17 protein-coding genes are annotated in these 16,016 nt (G+C 73.8%); 11 read left to right on the forward strand and 6 right to left on the reverse strand.

Going from position 1 to position 16,016, the window contains the following annotated elements:
• Window positions 1–63: 63 nt before the first annotated feature.
• The gene (locus IE177_RS00810; RefSeq protein ID WP_145876637.1) at window positions 64–294 is read right to left on the reverse strand and encodes a DUF4287 domain-containing protein; all 231 of its coding nucleotides are present in this window, start codon (window positions 292–294) and stop codon (window positions 64–66) included.
• Between the two features lie 99 nt (window positions 295–393).
• Between IE177_RS00810 and IE177_RS00815 the strand changes: the two genes are divergently transcribed.
• Window positions 394–705 (forward strand): hypothetical protein, encoded by a 312-nt coding sequence (locus IE177_RS00815; RefSeq protein WP_190012714.1) that lies wholly within the window; start codon window positions 394–396, stop codon window positions 703–705.
• A gap of 1 nt (window position 706) precedes the next feature.
• Here IE177_RS00815 and IE177_RS00820 read toward each other — a convergent pair whose 3' ends face one another.
• The 3 genes from IE177_RS00820 to IE177_RS00830 all read right to left on the reverse strand — a co-directional run bounded on the left by IE177_RS00820 (window position 707) and on the right by IE177_RS00830 (window position 4,148).
• Window positions 707–1,489, reverse strand: a complete 783-nt coding sequence (locus tag IE177_RS00820) for a hypothetical protein (RefSeq protein WP_190012715.1) — start codon at window positions 1,487–1,489, stop codon at window positions 707–709.
• Window positions 1,490–1,767: 278 nt separating this feature from the next.
• Window positions 1,768–2,988: an acetyl-CoA C-acetyltransferase gene (locus IE177_RS00825; RefSeq protein WP_190012716.1), complete on the reverse strand. Its 1,221-nt coding sequence runs from the start codon at window positions 2,986–2,988 to the stop codon at window positions 1,768–1,770.
• Window positions 2,989–3,128: 140 nt separating this feature from the next.
• Window positions 3,129–4,148 carry an SGNH/GDSL hydrolase family protein gene (locus tag IE177_RS00830; RefSeq protein WP_190012717.1) on the reverse strand — a complete coding sequence of 340 codons (1,020 nt, stop codon included), beginning with the start codon at window positions 4,146–4,148 and terminating at the stop codon, window positions 3,129–3,131.
• A 162-nt stretch (window positions 4,149–4,310) separates the two neighbouring features.
• Between IE177_RS00830 and IE177_RS00835 the strand changes: the two genes are divergently transcribed.
• Window positions 4,311–5,702, forward strand: coding sequence for a cystathionine beta-synthase (locus IE177_RS00835; RefSeq protein ID WP_190012718.1), 1,392 nt, complete (start codon window positions 4,311–4,313; stop codon window positions 5,700–5,702).
• Between the two features lie 357 nt (window positions 5,703–6,059).
• Here the strand turns inward: IE177_RS00835 and IE177_RS00840 are convergent, their stop codons facing one another.
• The gene (locus IE177_RS00840) at window positions 6,060–6,839 is read right to left on the reverse strand and encodes an SDR family NAD(P)-dependent oxidoreductase (protein WP_190012719.1); all 780 of its coding nucleotides are present in this window, start codon (window positions 6,837–6,839) and stop codon (window positions 6,060–6,062) included.
• A gap of 68 nt (window positions 6,840–6,907) precedes the next feature.
• Here IE177_RS00840 and IE177_RS00845 point away from each other — a divergent pair, with 68 nt between their 5' ends.
• From IE177_RS00845 to tsaE, 5 genes are all read left to right on the forward strand, one after another.
• Window positions 6,908–7,279: a holo-ACP synthase gene (locus tag IE177_RS00845; RefSeq protein ID WP_190012720.1), complete on the forward strand. Its 372-nt coding sequence runs from the start codon at window positions 6,908–6,910 to the stop codon at window positions 7,277–7,279.
• A gap of 322 nt (window positions 7,280–7,601) precedes the next feature.
• Window positions 7,602–9,032 carry an NAD(P)H-hydrate dehydratase gene (locus tag IE177_RS00850; protein ID WP_190012721.1) on the forward strand — a complete coding sequence of 477 codons (1,431 nt, stop codon included), beginning with the start codon at window positions 7,602–7,604 and terminating at the stop codon, window positions 9,030–9,032.
• Between the two features lie 456 nt (window positions 9,033–9,488).
• Window positions 9,489–10,655: an alanine racemase gene (alr, locus tag IE177_RS00855; protein WP_190012722.1), complete on the forward strand. Its 1,167-nt coding sequence runs from the start codon at window positions 9,489–9,491 to the stop codon at window positions 10,653–10,655.
• A 123-nt stretch (window positions 10,656–10,778) separates the two neighbouring features.
• On the forward strand, window positions 10,779–12,038 hold the full coding sequence (locus IE177_RS00860; RefSeq protein ID WP_190012723.1) for an alpha/beta fold hydrolase: 1,260 nt from the start codon (window positions 10,779–10,781) through the stop codon (window positions 12,036–12,038).
• Window positions 12,004–12,516: a tRNA (adenosine(37)-N6)-threonylcarbamoyltransferase complex ATPase subunit type 1 TsaE gene (gene tsaE, locus IE177_RS00865; protein ID WP_190012724.1), complete on the forward strand. Its 513-nt coding sequence runs from the start codon at window positions 12,004–12,006 to the stop codon at window positions 12,514–12,516. The genes IE177_RS00860 and tsaE overlap by 35 nt, the downstream gene beginning before the upstream one ends.
• A 32-nt stretch (window positions 12,517–12,548) precedes the next feature.
• Here tsaE and IE177_RS00870 read toward each other — a convergent pair whose 3' ends face one another.
• The gene (locus IE177_RS00870) at window positions 12,549–13,109 is read right to left on the reverse strand and encodes a hypothetical protein (RefSeq protein WP_190012725.1); all 561 of its coding nucleotides are present in this window, start codon (window positions 13,107–13,109) and stop codon (window positions 12,549–12,551) included.
• A 135-nt stretch (window positions 13,110–13,244) separates the two neighbouring features.
• Between IE177_RS00870 and tsaB the strand changes: the two genes are divergently transcribed.
• From tsaB to IE177_RS00890, 4 genes are read left to right on the forward strand one after another with little or no spacing between them, the layout of a single operon-like run.
• Window positions 13,245–13,901, forward strand: a complete 657-nt coding sequence (gene tsaB / locus IE177_RS00875; RefSeq protein ID WP_190012726.1) for a tRNA (adenosine(37)-N6)-threonylcarbamoyltransferase complex dimerization subunit type 1 TsaB — start codon at window positions 13,245–13,247, stop codon at window positions 13,899–13,901.
• 29 nt (window positions 13,902–13,930) lie between these two features.
• Window positions 13,931–14,431 carry a ribosomal protein S18-alanine N-acetyltransferase gene (rimI, locus tag IE177_RS00880; RefSeq protein ID WP_190013322.1) on the forward strand — a complete coding sequence of 167 codons (501 nt, stop codon included), beginning with the start codon at window positions 13,931–13,933 and terminating at the stop codon, window positions 14,429–14,431.
• Entirely contained in the window at window positions 14,424–15,509 is a 1,086-nt protein-coding gene (gene tsaD, locus IE177_RS00885) for a tRNA (adenosine(37)-N6)-threonylcarbamoyltransferase complex transferase subunit TsaD (RefSeq protein ID WP_190012727.1), read from the forward strand. Before rimI ends, tsaD begins: the two co-directional genes overlap by 8 nt.
• Window positions 15,506–15,763: a hypothetical protein gene (locus IE177_RS00890; RefSeq protein WP_190012728.1), complete on the forward strand. Its 258-nt coding sequence runs from the start codon at window positions 15,506–15,508 to the stop codon at window positions 15,761–15,763. The genes tsaD and IE177_RS00890 overlap by 4 nt, the downstream gene beginning before the upstream one ends.
• Window positions 15,764–16,016 lie beyond the last annotated feature (253 nt).

Genomic DNA, 16,016 nt, shown 5'->3' on the forward strand with positions numbered 1-16,016 from the left:
ACCGGCACCCGTGCCGGTCATGGGCAGGGCCCCGGGCGAGAGACGCCCGGGGCCCTTCGCCGTTCAGAGCAGCTTGCGCGCCGCCCTCCTCAGGTCGTACTCGTGCACGAGCGCCTTCGCGTGACCGTACGCCAGGTCGTACTCGTGCCGGAGCCAGCTGACCTTCTCCTCGAAGCGGAACAGTGCGGGGCCTTCTTCGACGGTGCGCAGCCAGTCGGACACTTCGCGACCGGTGCAGTGGGGAATGCGGGCGAGCAGATTGCGGTGGGTCTCCTCGGAGAAGAGCTGGGACATCGGCGCCTCCGGACGCAAAGGGGATGTAAGCCGCTCCTTCACGTCACCGTGCCTGAGCGTTCGCGTATTGGCAACAGTGCGGCGCGTTACGCTCGGCGCGTGCCTGATACGACGCCCTTGACCCAAGCAGTGGACCACTTCGCCGACCGGTTGCGGGCGGCACCGCAGAGCCGGCTGCAACGCAGCGCCGCGGCCGAGGCGCTGGCCCTGGCCCGGGAGTTCGCCCGGTGGGTGCAGCGCGTGGAGGAGCCGGGGACCGAGCCGCGGGAGATGCCGGACGCGGGGATGTTCGCGGCGGCCGACCAGATCCTCGTGGCCGCGCACGACTTGACGCTGGTGCTGCGAAGCGACGACGAGGTCGCCGAGGCGGTGCGGTGGGTGGAGGAGGCGCGCCGGCGCGCGGGGGTGTGAGTCAGAGGGACGCGATGACGCGGTCGGCCAGGATGTAGACCGACTCCTCGCCGCACGCGAACGTGAGCGTGTAGGCGCCGGAGATCCCCGAGCCGCCGAGCAGGTACGGCGTCTCTCCCGCCGCCAGCGCCGCCGCCAGGCGTTCCGCCGTCTCCCGGTGACCGGGCGTCATGCACAGCGTGGTGCCGTCGGCGAAGACGTAGACGTCGAGGGTGCCGAGCGGGCCGGGGCGGACGTCGGACAGTGCGACGCGTCCGGCGGCCAGCTGCTCCAGCGTGGTCACCGTGCGCTCGTGGTCGTTGACGGCCGGGGACTGCACGGGGACGAAGTCCGGGTGCGAGGGGTGGCGGCGGCGGGCCGCGGCCAGCTCGGGGGACTCACCGGAGAACTCGTCGGCGTCGGCGGTCGGCTCGGCCACCGGCTCCAGGCCCACGAAGTCGCTCTGCCGGGGCATGAAGAGGTCGGTGTCCGGGAGGCCGAGCGCGGAGGGCGCGTCGGAGGCGTCCCGGGCCTCCTGCGCCGCCCAGAAGGCGCGCGCCTCGGCCAGTTCCCGCTCCCTCTCCTCCGCCAGCGCCTCTGCCACCGCCGCGCGTATCTGGTCGGCGTCCGCGGCGCCGCGGGCATGCGGCAGCAGTGCCCGCATGGCGGCGGCGTTGTTCTCGGCGAGCTGCGTGTGCAGCTCCGCGATCTGGCGGCGCAGCTTCAGGACGGTGCGCAGGACGGCGACGCCCACGGCGCCCGTGGCGGCCGTGGTGAGCAGCAGGGCGATCGGCATGGCGCTCACTGACGTACTCCCGGTTCAAAGTCGACCCCCGACTTCCTACATCAGCTTGAAGGGCGGACTAACCAGTTGTCAGTGCGTAACGTCACGAATCGGACGGGATCTTTCCTGCGGGGTTTCCGATGGAACGACGCTGACCTGCATGGATATCTCCCGCGAGGGAGATAGGTCACATCCTGGGGGAGATTGGATCACGAATGGGTCCGGCACCCGGGCAGGTCCCGGGCGCCGGACCCCTCGTGGACGGCACGTGCCCGTCCCGTCACGGACGGTGCGTCAGATCAGCTGAGGCGCTCGATGACCATCGCCATGCCCTGGCCGCCGCCGACGCACATGGTCTCCAGGCCGAACTGCTTGTCGCGCCACTGCAGCGAGTTGATGAGCGTGCCGGTGATCCGGGCGCCCGTCATGCCGAAGGGGTGGCCGACGGCGATGGCGCCGCCGTTGACGTTCAGCTTGTCGATGTCGATGCCGAGGTCGCGGTAGGAGGGGATCACCTGGGCGGCGAAGGCCTCGTTGATCTCGACCAGGTCGATGTCGTCGATGGTCAGGCCGGCGCGCTGCAGCGCCTGACGGCTCGCCTCCACCGGGCCGAGACCCATGATCTCCGGGGAGAGGCCGGAGACGCCGGTGGACACGATCCGGGCGAGCGGGGTCAGACCCAGCTCGCGGGCCTTCGTGTCGGACATGATGACGAGCGCGGCGGCGCCGTCGTTGAGCGCGCAGCAGTTGCCGGCGGTGACCAGGCCGTCGGGGCGGAACACCGGCTTGAGGCCCTGCACGGCCTCCAGGGTGACGCCGGCGCGCGGGCCGTCGTCCTTGCTGACCACGGTGCCGTCCGGCAGCGTCACCGGAGTGATCTCGCGCTCCCAGAAGCCGTTCTTGATGGCCTCCTCGGCGAGGTTCTGCGAGCGGACGCCGAACTCGTCCATGTCCTGGCGGGTGACACCCTTCCAGCGCGCCAGGTTCTCGGCGGTCTGGCCCATGGCGATGTACGGGTCGGGGAGCAGACCGTCCTCGCGCGGGTCGTGCCAGGTCGAGCCCTCGGACTGGGCCACGGCGGCGGTACGGGCCTCGGCCTCGGCGAAGAGGGGGTTGCGCGTGTCGGGGAGGCTGTCGGAGTTGCCCTTGGCGAACCGGGACACCGTCTCGACGCCGGCCGAGATGAACACGTCGCCCTCACCGGCCTTGATGGCGTGCAGCGCCATGCGGGAGGTCTGCAGGGATGAGGAGCAGTAGCGGGTGATCGTGCAGCCGGGCAGGTGGTCCATGCCCATCTGCACGGCGACGACCCGGCCGAGGTTGTTGCCCTGCTCGCCGCCGGGCAGGCCACAGCCGAGCATCAGGTCGTCGATGTCCTTCGGGTCCAGCTCGGGGACCTTCGCCAGGGCCGCCTGGATGATCGTGGCGGTGAGGTCGTCGGGGCGCAGGTCCTTGAGGGAGCCCTTGAAAGCGCGGCCGATGGGGGAGCGGGCGGTCGAGACGATGACGGCTTCGGGCATCAGGGCTCCAGTGAACTGGGTCGGGCAGGGCCGTGTGGGAAATTACCCGGCCGTACCTGACTGGTCATCGGTATCGCGGTGTGACACTGGCCGCAATTTACTAAGCGCTTGCTTGGTGTCCGTGCCGCGCTGTGCCCCGCTCACACCGACGGCGTCGCCGGCTCGGCCTCCGGGACCCGGCGCCGGCGCCTGCGCTTGAGCAGCGCCCACGGCCCCCGCGGCCCCGTCGGCATCGCCGCCGTGACCTCGGTGCCCGCCTCGGACGCGGCCTCCGCGGCCGCCCGCGCCACCGGCAGGAAGCCCTCGCGGCGCGACACGTCCGGCCGCTCCTCGTCCGCCGGCCACAGTCCCAGCGCCGCGCACACCGTCGGCAGCACCGCCATCGCCGCCGTCGCGTACCCCTCGGCCGACGGGTGGTAGTTGTCCGGCCCGAACAGCTCCCGCGGATTCGCCTCGAACTCGGGGCCCAGCAGGTCCCCCAGCGACACCGTCCGTCCCCCCTGCTCCACCGCCCCGATCGTCTGCGCGGCCGCCAGCTGCCGCGAGGCCCGCCGGGCCAGCCAGCGCAGCGGCTGCTGCACCGGCTCGATGGTCCCCAGGTCGGGACACGTGCCGACCACCACCTCCGCGCCGGCCGTGCGCAGCCGCCGTACCGCCGCCGCCAGGTGCCGCACCGAGCGGGTCGGCGGCATCCGGTTGGTGACGTCGTTCGCGCCGATCATGATCACGCAGACGTCCGGGACGGGGGCCGGCGCCGAGAGCACCAGCGTCACCTGGCGGTCCAGGTCGTCGGACTGGGCGCCGGGCAGGGCGACGTTGTGCAGCTCGACCGGCCGTTCCGCCACCGCGGCCAGCCCCGACGCCAGCAGCGCCCCCGGGGTCTGCCCCGACCGGTGCACGCCCTGCCCCGCGGCCGTGGAGTCGCCGAGCATGGTCAGCCGCAGCGGCGGCTCACCGGGGATGTCGTACGCGTGGCCGTACACGCCGTCGGCCATGGGGACCCGGCCGCTGCTGCCGTTGCCCACCTGGCGCCGGGCCAGCCGTACCTCCGCAAGCAGCAGACCGACCGCGGCCGCGCCCACCAGTCCGACCCCGCCGCCGCCGTACGCCGCCCCGGCCGCGATGCGCCGGGCCACTCGCGCCCTCGACATCCTCGTCATGGGTCGCCGCCACCTCCTCGTAGCCGTACACCCACTCCTTGCCCCGTACGGACCGTCCGCCAATCGCGACGGGGAGTGAACGCCCGTCCCCCGTCACCCGGGGGCCGTAGGCTGGCGACACCACATACGACCACTGTTTTTTGCAAGCAACCGGAGACAACGGTGCATTTCCACGACTCGATGATCAGCCTCGTCGGCAACACCCCGCTGGTGAAGCTCAACAACGTGACCCAGGGCATCCAGGCGACCGTCCTGGCCAAGGTGGAGTACTTCAACCCGGGCGGCTCCGTGAAGGACCGCATCGCCCTGCGCATGATCGAGGCCGCCGAGCAGAGCGGGGAGCTGAAGCCGGGCGGCACCATCGTCGAGCCGACCAGCGGCAACACCGGCGTGGGACTTGCCATCGTGGCCCAGCAGAAGGGCTACAAGTGCATCTTCGTGTGCCCCGACAAGGTGAGCACCGACAAGATCAACGTGCTGCGCGCGTACGGCGCCGAGGTGGTCGTGTGCCCGACCGCGGTGGACCCCGAGCACCCGGACTCCTACTACAACGTCTCCGACCGGCTGGTGCGCGAGACGCCCGGCGCCTGGAAGCCCGACCAGTACTCCAACCCCAACAACCCGCTCTCGCACTATCACTCGACCGGCCCCGAGCTGTGGGAGCAGACCGAGGGGAAGATCACCCACTTCGTGGCGGGCGTCGGCACCGGCGGCACCATCTCCGGCACCGGCCGCTACCTGAAGGACGCCAGCCAGGGCAAGGTCAAGGTCATCGGCGCCGACCCCGAGGGCTCCGTGTACTCGGGCGGATCGGGGCGGCCGTACCTGGTCGAGGGCGTCGGTGAGGACTTCTGGCCGACCGCCTACGACCGCACCGTCGCCGACGAGATCGTCGCGGTCTCCGACAAGGACTCCTTCCAGATGACCCGGCGGCTGGCCCGCGAGGAGGGCCTGCTCGTCGGCGGTTCCTGCGGTATGGCCGTGGTGGCCGCGCTGGAGGTCGCCGAGCGCCTGGGCCCGGACGACGTGGTCGTCGTGCTGCTGCCCGACAGCGGCCGCGGCTACCTCAGCAAGATCTTCAACGACGAGTGGATGGCCGACTACGGCTTCCTGGAGGACGAGGGCCCCAGCGCCCGCGTCGCCGACGTCCTGAGCGACAAGGCGGGCGGCACCATCCCGTCCCTGGTGCACATGCACCCCGAGGAGACCGTCGGCGAGGCCATCGAGGTGCTGCGCGAGTACGGCGTCTCGCAGATGCCCGTCGTCAAGCCGGGCGCCGGTCACCCGGACGTCATGGCCGCCGAGGTCGTCGGGTCGGTCGTGGAGCGGGAGTTGCTCGACGCGCTCTTCAACAAGCGGGCCTCGCTGGACGATCCGCTGGAGAAGCACATGTCGGCCCCGCTGCCCCAGGTCGGCTCCGGTGAGCCGGTCGGCGACCTGATGTCGGTGCTCGGCGCGGCCGACGCGGCGATCGTCCTGGTCGAGGGCAAGCCGACCGGCGTGGTCAGCCGGCAGGACCTGCTGGCCTTCCTGGCCAAGGGCGGCACCAAGTAGCCAACGGCCGGTGAACGGCCCGTGACCACGGCGAACTCGCGATGACCGCAAGCCGATCGGGCCGTAGCGCAAGTGGTACCAGGGTGTCACGTGCGCGCAGCACCCGCTTAACACGGGCCGGGCACAGTAGTGGGTGTCGGCAGGGGTGGGAGCGGCTCCCCGCCCAGGCCGGCGCCGAACGGCGTCACGGACCTCCGGAGCGGCTCCCGGACCTCCACGGACGCCACGGACGCGCAGCCCGGCCTGACCGGCCTGCCCGCGTCCCTCGCGGGGACCGCCGTCGTCCCGCCCCCCGGTGACGGGGGTGCGGCGGTCCCCGCGCAAACCCCTCTCCTCACACGGGACGCGCGGGCCCGCTCAGTGCACCGAGAAACCGCCGTCGACGAAGATCGACTGCCCGGTGACGTACGCGGACGCCGGGCCGGCGAGGAACACCGCCGCCCCCTCGAAGTCCTCGGCGAGCCCGTTGCGTCCGGTCATCGTGCGCGCGGCCAGCGCCGCCACCCGCTCCGGGTCGGCCGACAGGCGGGCGTTCAGCGGCGTCATCACGAACCCCGGCACGAGCGTGTTGCAGGTGACGCCGTGCCGTGACCACGCCTCCGCCTGGGAGCGGGCCAGCGACTCCAGCGCGCCCTTCGAGACGCCGTAGGCGCCGCTGTCCACGAACGCCCGGTGCGCCTGCTGCGAGGTGACGTGGATGATCCGGCCGTAGCCGCGCTCGGCCATCCTGGGCCCGAACCGCTGCCCCAGCAGGAACGGGGCCTCCAGGTTGACCGCCATGGTGGTGTCCCACACGTCCTCGCCCAGTTCGCCCAGCGGCGGCCTGAGGTTGACCCCCGCGCAGTTGACGAGGATGTCGGGCTCCCCGAACACCGCGGCCGCCTCCTCGGCCACCGCGCGCACGCCCTCACGCGTGCTCAGATCCCCGCCCACCCAGGCAGCCCGGCACCCGTCGGCCGTCAACTCGGCGACGGCGCGCCCGAGTCTCCCCTCGTCCCGGGCGACGACCACCACGCTCGCCCCGGCCCGCGCCAGCGCCCCGGCGATGGCCCGGCCGATGCCGGAACTGCCTCCGGTCACGACGGCGACGCGACCGTCCAGCGAGAACAGGTCGGTCAGATAGGCGTTCGATGTCATGCCCGGAGCGTAGACGGCACGCCCCGGGCCGCGGCCCGGCACCGGAGCGTGACCGTAGGCTGCGCGGCATGAGCATCATCGGAGTCGGGATCGACGTCGCCGAGATCGACCGGTTCCGGGCGTCCCTGGAGCGGACACCCGGGCTGGCCGGCCGCTTGTTCGTGGAGCGGGAGCTGCTGCTGCCCAGCGGTGACCGCCGCGGAATCGCCTCGCTCGCGGCGCGGTTCGCCGCCAAGGAGGCACTGGCCAAGGCCCTGGGTGCGCCGCCCGGGCTGCTGTGGACCGACGCCGAGGTGTACATCGAGGACAGCGGCCAGCCACGCCTGCGCGTCAAGGGCACGGTCGCCGCGCGGGCGGCGGAACTGGGCGTACGGGCATGGCACGTGTCCCTGAGTCACGACGCGGGCGTGGCCTCGGCCGTGGTCGTGGCGGAGGGCTGAGCCCGCGGGGAGGGCGGTGGCGGAACGTTCGGCGGCCGCGGGGGCGTCGTGGCCGGGCGCGCAGTTCCCCGCGCCCCTGACAGACGTGTCGTCGGCTGCCTCCGGGCCCTTGCCGGATGTACGTCGGCCGCGGGTGGGAGGGGCGGGGTGGCCTCGGCGCCGTGGGTGCGGTGTGGGTGGTCCGGCGGGTGCTGGGCACGGGCGCCGTGCGTGGGGGACGTGGGCCATGGCACGTGTCCCCGAGCCATGCCGCGCGGTTCGCCGCCGTTGTGGCGGGCACCGCGGGTGTGAGGGCCGGGGCGGGCGGGGCAGGCTTGGTGCCATGCGTAGTGCGTACGGCGTGGAGACGGTGAGGGCGGCCGAACGGGCCCTGATGGCGCGGTTGCCGGAGGGCGCGCTGATGCAGCGGGCGGCCGCGGGACTGGCCGCCGCCTGTGCGGACCTGCTCGGGCGGGTGTACGGCAGCCGGGTGGTGCTGCTCGTCGGCAGCGGGGACAACGGCGGGGACGCCCTGTACGCGGGGGCCCGGCTGGCCCGGCGCGGCGCCGGGGTGACGGCGGTACCGCTGACGCCCGAGCGGGCGCACACCGGGGGACTGGCGGCCCTGCGGCGGGCCGGGGGCTCCGTGGCCGCCGCCGGTGCCGCCGGGGAGCTGATCGCGCGGGCCGACCTGGTGGTGGACGGCATCGTCGGGATCGGCGGCAAGGGCGGGCTGCGGCCCGATGCCGAGCGGCTCGCCGCCGCCGTGGGGCGCTCACGGGCGGCCGTGGTGGCCGTCGACCTGCCCAGCGGCGTCGAGGCCGACACCGGGGAGGTGCGCGGGGCCGCGCTGCGGGCCGACCTCACCGTCACCTTCGGCACGCACAAGCCCGGTCTGATGGTCGATCCGGCCCGGGAGTACGCCGGGGTCGTGCGGCTCGTCGACATCGGGCTCGAACTGCCCGACGAGGCCGAATTGGAGGCCCTGCAGCACGCCGACGTGGCCCGGCTGCTGCCGGCGCCGACCGGGGAGAGCGACAAGTACCGGCGGGGGGTCGTCGGGATCGCCGCCGGGTCGGCGCGCTACCCGGGCGCGGCCGTGCTCGCCGTGTCCGGGGCGTTGCGCGGCGGGGCGGGTGCCGTGCGCTACGTCGGCCCCGCCGGGCAGGCCGTCGTCGCGCGCTTCCCGGAGACGCTCGTGTCCGACGCCGGGCCGGCCAGGGCCGGGCGGGTGCAGGCCTGGGTGGTCGGGCCGGGGGCGGGCGATGACGCGGCCACCGTGGCGGAGGTACTGGCGGCGGACGTGCCGGTGCTCGTCGACGCGGACGGCCTGCGGCTGGCGGAGCGGGACGCGGTGCGCGGGCGGACGGCTCCGACGCTGATGACGCCGCACGCGGGGGAGGCCGCCGCGCTGCTCGGGGTGCGGCGCGAGGAGGTAGAGGGTGCCCGGCTGGCCGCGGTGCGCGAGCTGGCCGCGGCGTACCGGGCGACCGTGCTGCTGAAGGGGTCGACGACGCTGGTGGCCGACTGCGCGGGCGGGGCCGTACGGGTGAACCCCACGGGAACGTCCTGGCTGGCCACGGCGGGCAGCGGGGACGTGCTGTCGGGGCTCGCCGGATCGCTGCTGGCGGCGGGGCTGTCCGCGCCGGACGCCGGGAGCACGGCGGCGTATCTGCACGGGCTCGCCGGCCGGTTCGCGGCGCAGGGGGCGCCGGCGGGGGCGCACGACGTGGCCGAGCGGATCCCGCAGGCGTGGCGGGACGTCCGCGGCTGAGTCCGCGGCTGAGGAACGACGGACCCCGCGCCCCGCCATGCCCGCCCGCCGCGTGTCCGCGAGCACCCGACGCCCCGCGGAGGTGAAAGCGTGGGGCCCTCCGAAGGCCCGGGTCCGGCCGCCCTGCCGGACCGTCACGACGGCCGTACGGAACCGCCAGGGCCGTGCGGAAGCCGTCGTGAGGGCGGCTGAACTCCGTCGCGGGGCCGTGCTGAACTCCATCGCTGGGGCCGTGTCGAACCCGTCGTGAGGGCGGCTGAACTCCGTCGCGGGGCCGCGCTGAACTCCGTAGCCGGGGCCGTGTCGAACCCGTCGCCGGGGCCGCGCTGAACTCCGTCGCGGGTCGCGCCGAGCCCGTCGCGGGTCGCGCCGAAGCCGTTGCCCGGGCCGCACACGAAAGCTCCCGAGGCCCGTGCTTCCGGGGCCCGGAAGGCGCTCTGAGAGACTGGGGGCGCCATGAGTGAGACTGCTGCTGTGCCGACCGCGCCCCTGCGGGCCCGTGCCGAGATCGACCTGGCCGCCCTGCGCGCCAATGTGCGGACCCTGCGCGCCCGCGCGCAGGGCGCGGCCCTGATGGCCGTCGTCAAGTCCGACGCCTACGGCCACGGGGCGGTGCCGTGCGCCCGCGCGGCCGTCGAAGCCGGGGCGACCTGGCTCGGCACGGCCACGCCGGAGGAGGCCCTCGCACTGCGCGCCGCCGGTCTGGACACGCGCGTCCTGTGCTGGCTGTGGGTGCCGGGCGGGCCCTGGCGGGAGGCCGTCGAGGCGGACATCGACGTCTCCCTCAGCGGCATGTGGGCGCTGCGTGAGGTCACCGAGGCCGCCCGGCGGGCCGGCCGGCCCGCGCGCGTGCAGCTCAAGGCCGACACCGGGCTCGGACGCAACGGCTGCCAGCCCGCCGACTGGCCCGAACTGGTCGGCGAGGCACTGCGGGCCGAACGCGAGGGGCTGGTCCGGATCACCGGACTGTGGTCCCACTTCGCCTGCGCCGACGAGCCCGGGCATCCGTCCATCGCCGCCCAGCTCGACCGGTTCCGGGAGATGGTGGCCCACGCCGAGCGGCAGGGCGTGCGCCCCGAGGTGCGGCACATCGCCAACTCCCCGGCCACCCTCACCCTTCCCGAGACCCACTTCGACCTGGTCCGGCCCGGCATCGCCGTGTACGGCGTCTCGCCGAGCCCGGAGATCGGCACCCCGGCCGACTTCGGGCTGCGCCCGGTGATGACGCTGAGCGCGTCGCTGGCGCTGGTCAAGCACGTGCCGGCCGGGCACGGCGTCAGCTACGGCCACCACTACGTCACCCCCGGCGCGACCACCCTCGGCCTCGTCCCCGTCGGCTACGCGGACGGCATCCCCCGGCACGCCTCCGGCACCGGACCGGTGCTGGTGGACGGCAAGTGGCGGATCGTCGCGGGGCGGGTGGCCATGGACCAGTTCGTGGTGGACCTGGGCGGCGACGAGCCCGGGGCCGGCGCGGAGGCGGTCCTGTTCGGGCCCGGCGACCGCGGCGAGCCCACCGCCGAGGACTGGGCGCAGGCCTGCGGCACGATCGCGTACGAGATCGTCACGCGGATCGGAACGCGCGTTCCCCGCGTCCATGTGAACGGGAACCAGGAGGGGTAGCCCCTTCAGGGGCGCGCACACCCGACGCTCGGTTACTCCTGCCCCGGCTGGTAACACGAACAACACCGGCACCACTCGTTTCACCCACCCAGCGAACTGCAGTACGGCGAAGAGGAGCGGTACGTGAGCGAGAGCAGTGCGGAGGCCGTGGCGGACGTCGTCGCCTCGGCGGCCGCCGCCTCCGCCGCGGGGGCGGCCGGTAGCTGGCGCAGGGCGACCGGTGTCGCCGGTGCCGCGATAGGCGTGCTCGCCGCGGGCGCGGCGGCCGGCGTCGCCATCGAGCGGATGACGGTCGGCCGCGGCATGCGGCGCAAGGCCCGGCTGGCCCTCGACTCGGCCGGCCCCTACGGCACCCTGCGCGGCACCCCGGGCAAGGCGCACGCCGACGACGGCACCGAGCTGTACTACGAGGTCGACGACGTCGAGCCCGACCTCGGCCCGCACGTCTCCCCGCGCCGCCGCAGGCTCTTCGGCCGCAAGGCCCCCGCCCCGGTCACCGTCGTGTTCTGCCACGGCTACTGCCTCAGCCAGGACTCCTGGCACTTCCAGCGCGCGGCACTGCGCGGGGTCGTGCGCACCGTGCACTGGGACCAGCGCAGCCACGGGCGGTCCGGCCGGGGCGTGGCCCAGACCCGGGACGGGGTGCCGGTCGCGATCGACCAGCTCGGGCGCGACCTGAAGGCCGTCCTCGACGCCGCCGTGCCGGAGGGGCCGGTGGTGCTGGTCGGTCACTCGATGGGCGGAATGACCATGATGGCCCTCGCCGCCCAGTACCCCGAGCTGATCCGGGACCGGGTCGTCGCCACCGCCTTCGTGGGTACCTCCTCCGGCCGGCTCGGCGAGGTCAACTTCGGGCTCCCGGTGGCCGGCGTCAACGCGGTGCGCCGCATCCTCCCCGGCGTGCTGAAGGCGCTCGGGCAGCAGGCGGAGCTGGTGGAGAAGGGGCGCCGGGCCACCGCCGACCTGTTCGCCGGCGTCATCAAGCGGTACTCGTTCGCCGGTCGGGACGTCGACCCGGCCGTCGAGCGGTTCGCGGAGCGGATGATCGAGGCCACGCCGATCGACGTGGTCGCCGAGTTCTACCCGGCCTTCACCGAGCACGACAAGACCGGGGCCCTGGTGTGCTTCCGGGACATGCCGGTGCTCGTGCTGGCCGGCGTCCGGGACCTGGTCACGCCCAGCGAGCACAGCGAGGCCATCGCCGACCTGCTGCCGGACGCCGAGCTGGTGCTGGTGCCGGACGCCGGGCACCTGGTGATGCTGGAACACCCGGAAGTGGTCACGGACCGCCTCGCCGACCTGCTCACCCGCGCGGGTGCCGTGCCCGCAGGGGCTACCGTAAGTGGCTATGGAAGCACCAGCAGCACCGCACAACCCCGCTGAGACCCGGCTGACGATCACCGCGCCCGAGCAGATGCGGGAGCTGGGCCGCCGGCTGGCCAAGCTGCTGCGCGCGGGCGACCTGGTCATGCTCACCGGGGAACTCGGCGCCGGCAAGACCACGCTGACCCGCGGGCTCGGCGAGGGCCTCGGCGTGCGCGGCGCGGTCACCTCGCCGACCTTCGTGATCGCCCGCGTGCACCCCTCCCTCGGCGACGGGCCGCCCCTGGTCCATGTGGACGCCTACCGCCTCGGCGGCGGCCTGGACGAGATGGAGGACCTGGACCTCGACGTCTCGCTGCCCGACTCGGTGATCGTCGTGGAGTGGGGCGAGGGCAAGGTGGAGGACCTGACCGAGGACCGGCTCCAGGTCGTCATCCACCGGGCCGTCGGCGACACCACCGACGAGGTGCGGCACGTGACCGTGACCGGGCTGGGCCGGCGGTGGGCCGACGCGGGCCTGGAGACGCTCACGGCCTGAGGTGCGCCCTCAGCGGATCACCCCGACCACCCTCAGCGGATCACGACCACCTTCACGCCGATCGTCGCGAAGTTCCACATCGCCTCGCCGTCCGCCCGTGTCTCGCGGATGCCGCCCGTCTTGACGGCCGGGTCGGGCACGGCCTGCCCCCCGTCGCCCACCGCCGCGCTGAAGCCGATCGTCACCCCGTTCACGGTGGTGAACCGCACGACATGCTCGATGGGGACGCCGTCCGTGCCGGTGACCGCGTTCGAGCGGGACGACACCCAGTACGTCCCCGGCGCCGGGTCGACGCTGCCCGGGCGCACGGGGAAGCCGCGCAGCGTCCGCTCGCGCCCGTCGACCAGCCAGACCCGGTCGTCGTCCACCGAGTACACCACCCGTTCACCCGTACCGGAGGCACTCGGCAGCGCGGTCGGATCGCGCCGGTCCCGGGGCGCCTTGCCGGCCGCCGCCGCGGCGGACGCGCCCGCCCCGGGCCTGCCGGTCAGGTTCGCCGGTACGGTCGCCTGGGCCCGGAACGCCAGGAAACCGACCGTTCCCAGCGCCGCCGCGGTCAGGGCGGCCACGATCCCCGCGCTGGTTCCCGCCACGTGCGCCCACCTCCCGTCCGTCTCGTGCGATATGTCGTACTTGTCTGCATTGTCTGGCTCGTCCAGACCGTAGCAGCCGGTGACCGTACGACCCGGACGGCCATGCGGGAGGCGCGAGCGCCGTAGGCTGTTCGCGTGCTCTTGCTAGCTCTGGATACCGCAACACCCGCCGTCACCGTCGCCCTGCACGACGGAACCGACGTCATCGCCTCGTCGAGCCAGGTGGACGCGCGCCGGCACGGAGAGCTGCTGCTGCCGGCCGTGGACCGCGTGCTCGCCGAGGCCGGGCTGAAGCTGGAGGCGGTCACCGGGATCGTCGTCGGCGTCGGCCCCGGCCCTTACACCGGCCTGCGCGTCGGCCTGATGACCGCCGACACCTTCGGCCTCGCGCTCGGCGTCCCCGTGCACGGCGTGTGCACGCTGGACGGCCTCGCCTACGCCGCCGACATCGAGAAGGGCCCCTTCGTCGTGGCGACCGACGCCCGGCGCAAGGAGGTCTACTGGGCGAAGTACGCCGACTCCCGCACCCGGCTGACCGACCCGGCCGTGGACCGCCCGGCCGACATCGCCGAGCAGGTCGCCGGGCTGCCCGCGGTCGGCGCCGGCGCGCTGCTCTACCCGGACACGTTCCCGAGGGCCCACGAGCCCGAGCACGTGTCCGCCGCCGCCCTCGCCGCGCTCGCCGCCGGGAAGCTGGCCGCGGGCGAGGAACTGGCGGCGCCCCGGCCGCTCTACCTGCGCCGGCCCGACGCCCAGGTCCCCAAGAACTACAAGGTGGTCACCCCCAAGTGACTCAGCCGGCAACCCCCCGACTGCGCGAGATGCGCTGGTGGGACATCGACCCGGTCCTGGAGCTGGAGAAGGACCTGTTCCCCGAGGACGCCTGGTCCCGGGGCATGTTCTGGTCCGAGCTGGCCCACTCCCGGGGCCCCGAGGCGACCCGGCGCTACTTGGTGGCCGTGTCCGGCGACGACCGCGTCGTCGGGTACGCGGGCCTCGTCGCCTCCGGTGAGCAGGCCGACGTCCAGACCATCGCCGTCGCCCGCGACCAGCAGGGCACCGGACTCGGCGGGCGCCTGCTCACCGAGCTGCTGCGCGCGGCCACCGCGTTCGAGTGCCACGAGGTGCTGCTCGAGTGCCGGGTCGACAACGTCCGCGCCCAGAAGCTCTACGAGCGCTTCGGCTTCGAGTCGATCGGCTTCCGCCGCGGCTACTACCAGCCGGGCAACGTCGACGCCCTGGTGATGCGCCTGATCACCGCCTCCGACAGCGGCTCAGCCGCGGGTTCTTCCCCCGTACAAGGAACCGAGACCAATGACTGACGAACCCCTCGTCCTCGGCATCGAGACCTCCTGCGACGAGACCGGCGTCGGCGTCGTCCGCGGCACAACCCTGCTGGCGGACGCCGTCGCCTCCAGCGTCGACGAGCACGCCCGCTTCGGCGGCGTCGTACCGGAGGTGGCCTCCCGGGCCCACCTGGAGGCGATGGTCCCCACCATCGACCGTGCCCTGAAGGAGGCGGGCGTCTCCGCACGGGACCTCGACGGCATCGCGGTGACCGCCGGCCCCGGCCTCGCGGGCGCCCTGCTCGTCGGCGTCTCGGCGGCGAAGGCGTACGCCTACGCCCTCGGCAAGCCCCTGTACGGCGTCAACCACCTCGCCTCCCACATCTGCGTGGACCAGCTGGAGCACGGTCCGCTGCCGGAGCCGACGATGGCGCTGCTGGTGTCCGGCGGCCACTCCTCGCTGCTGCTGTCGGAGGACATCACCTCCGACGTCCGCCCGATGGGCTCGACCATCGACGACGCGGCCGGCGAGGCCTTCGACAAGATCGCCCGCGTGCTGAACCTGGGCTTCCCCGGCGGACCGGTCATCGACCGCTACGCGCGCGAGGGCGACCCCGCCGCGATCGCCTTCCCGCGCGGCCTGACGGGCCCGCGCGACCCGCTGTACGACTTCTCCTTCTCCGGCCTGAAGACGGCCGTCGCCCGCTGGATCGAGGCCAGGCGCGCCGCCGGTGAGGAGGTCCCGGTCCGTGACGTGGCCGCCTCCTTCCAGGAGGCCGTCGTCGACGTCCTCACCCGCAAGGCCGTCCGCGCCTGCAAGGACGAGGGCGTGGACCACCTGATGATCGGCGGCGGCGTCGCCGCCAACTCCCGGCTGCGCGCCCTCGCCCAGGAGCGCTGCGAGGCGGCGGGGATCCGGCTGCGCGTCCCGCGCCCCAAGCTGTGCACGGACAACGGCGCGATGGTGGCCGCGCTCGGCGCGGAGATGGTCGCCCGCAACCGGGCCGCCTCCGGCTGGGACCTGTCGGCCGACTCCTCCCTGCCGGTCACCGACCCCCACGTCCCCGGGCACGACCACGTGCACGAGGTCGGCAAGGAGAACCTCTACTCATGACGGTCGCCCTGATGTGGGAGGCCAGGGCCGCCGAGGGCCGGGGCGAGGAGCTGCTCGCCTGGGTGCGGGAACAGCGGCCCGGCGGGGAGCCGCTGCGCCGGGAGGTCTTCCGGGCGCCGCAGGACCGGGTGCTGGTCATCACCTGGTGGGACGCGCCCTACGACGCTCCGCTGCCCGAACTTCCCGAGCCGGCGGCCGAGCTGGTGACGCGGGCCGTGCACCGGTGGCGGTTCGAGCCGGTGTCGGACGGCTGAGGTTGTGGGACCGGCCCCGACTGGGCTATGATCATCACACAGCGAACGGCCGGAACTCCGGTACGGACGCAGTGCGTTGGTGGTCCAAGGAAAGACGTCCCGCTTCCTGCGGGGAGATGCAGGTGCAAGGCCTGCCCGGCGCTCCACACAGACACCCCGTTCCCGGTTGTTCCGGGAGCGGGGTGTTCTCGTTGTCCGGGACCGCGCCCCCCTCTCCCCCGTTGCCATCGAATCTTTCGAAGCGGATTCCGCA

The organism is Streptomyces lucensis JCM 4490, from assembly GCF_014650035.1.
Classification (GTDB): Bacteria; Actinomycetota; Actinomycetes; order Streptomycetales; family Streptomycetaceae; genus Streptomyces; species Streptomyces lucensis.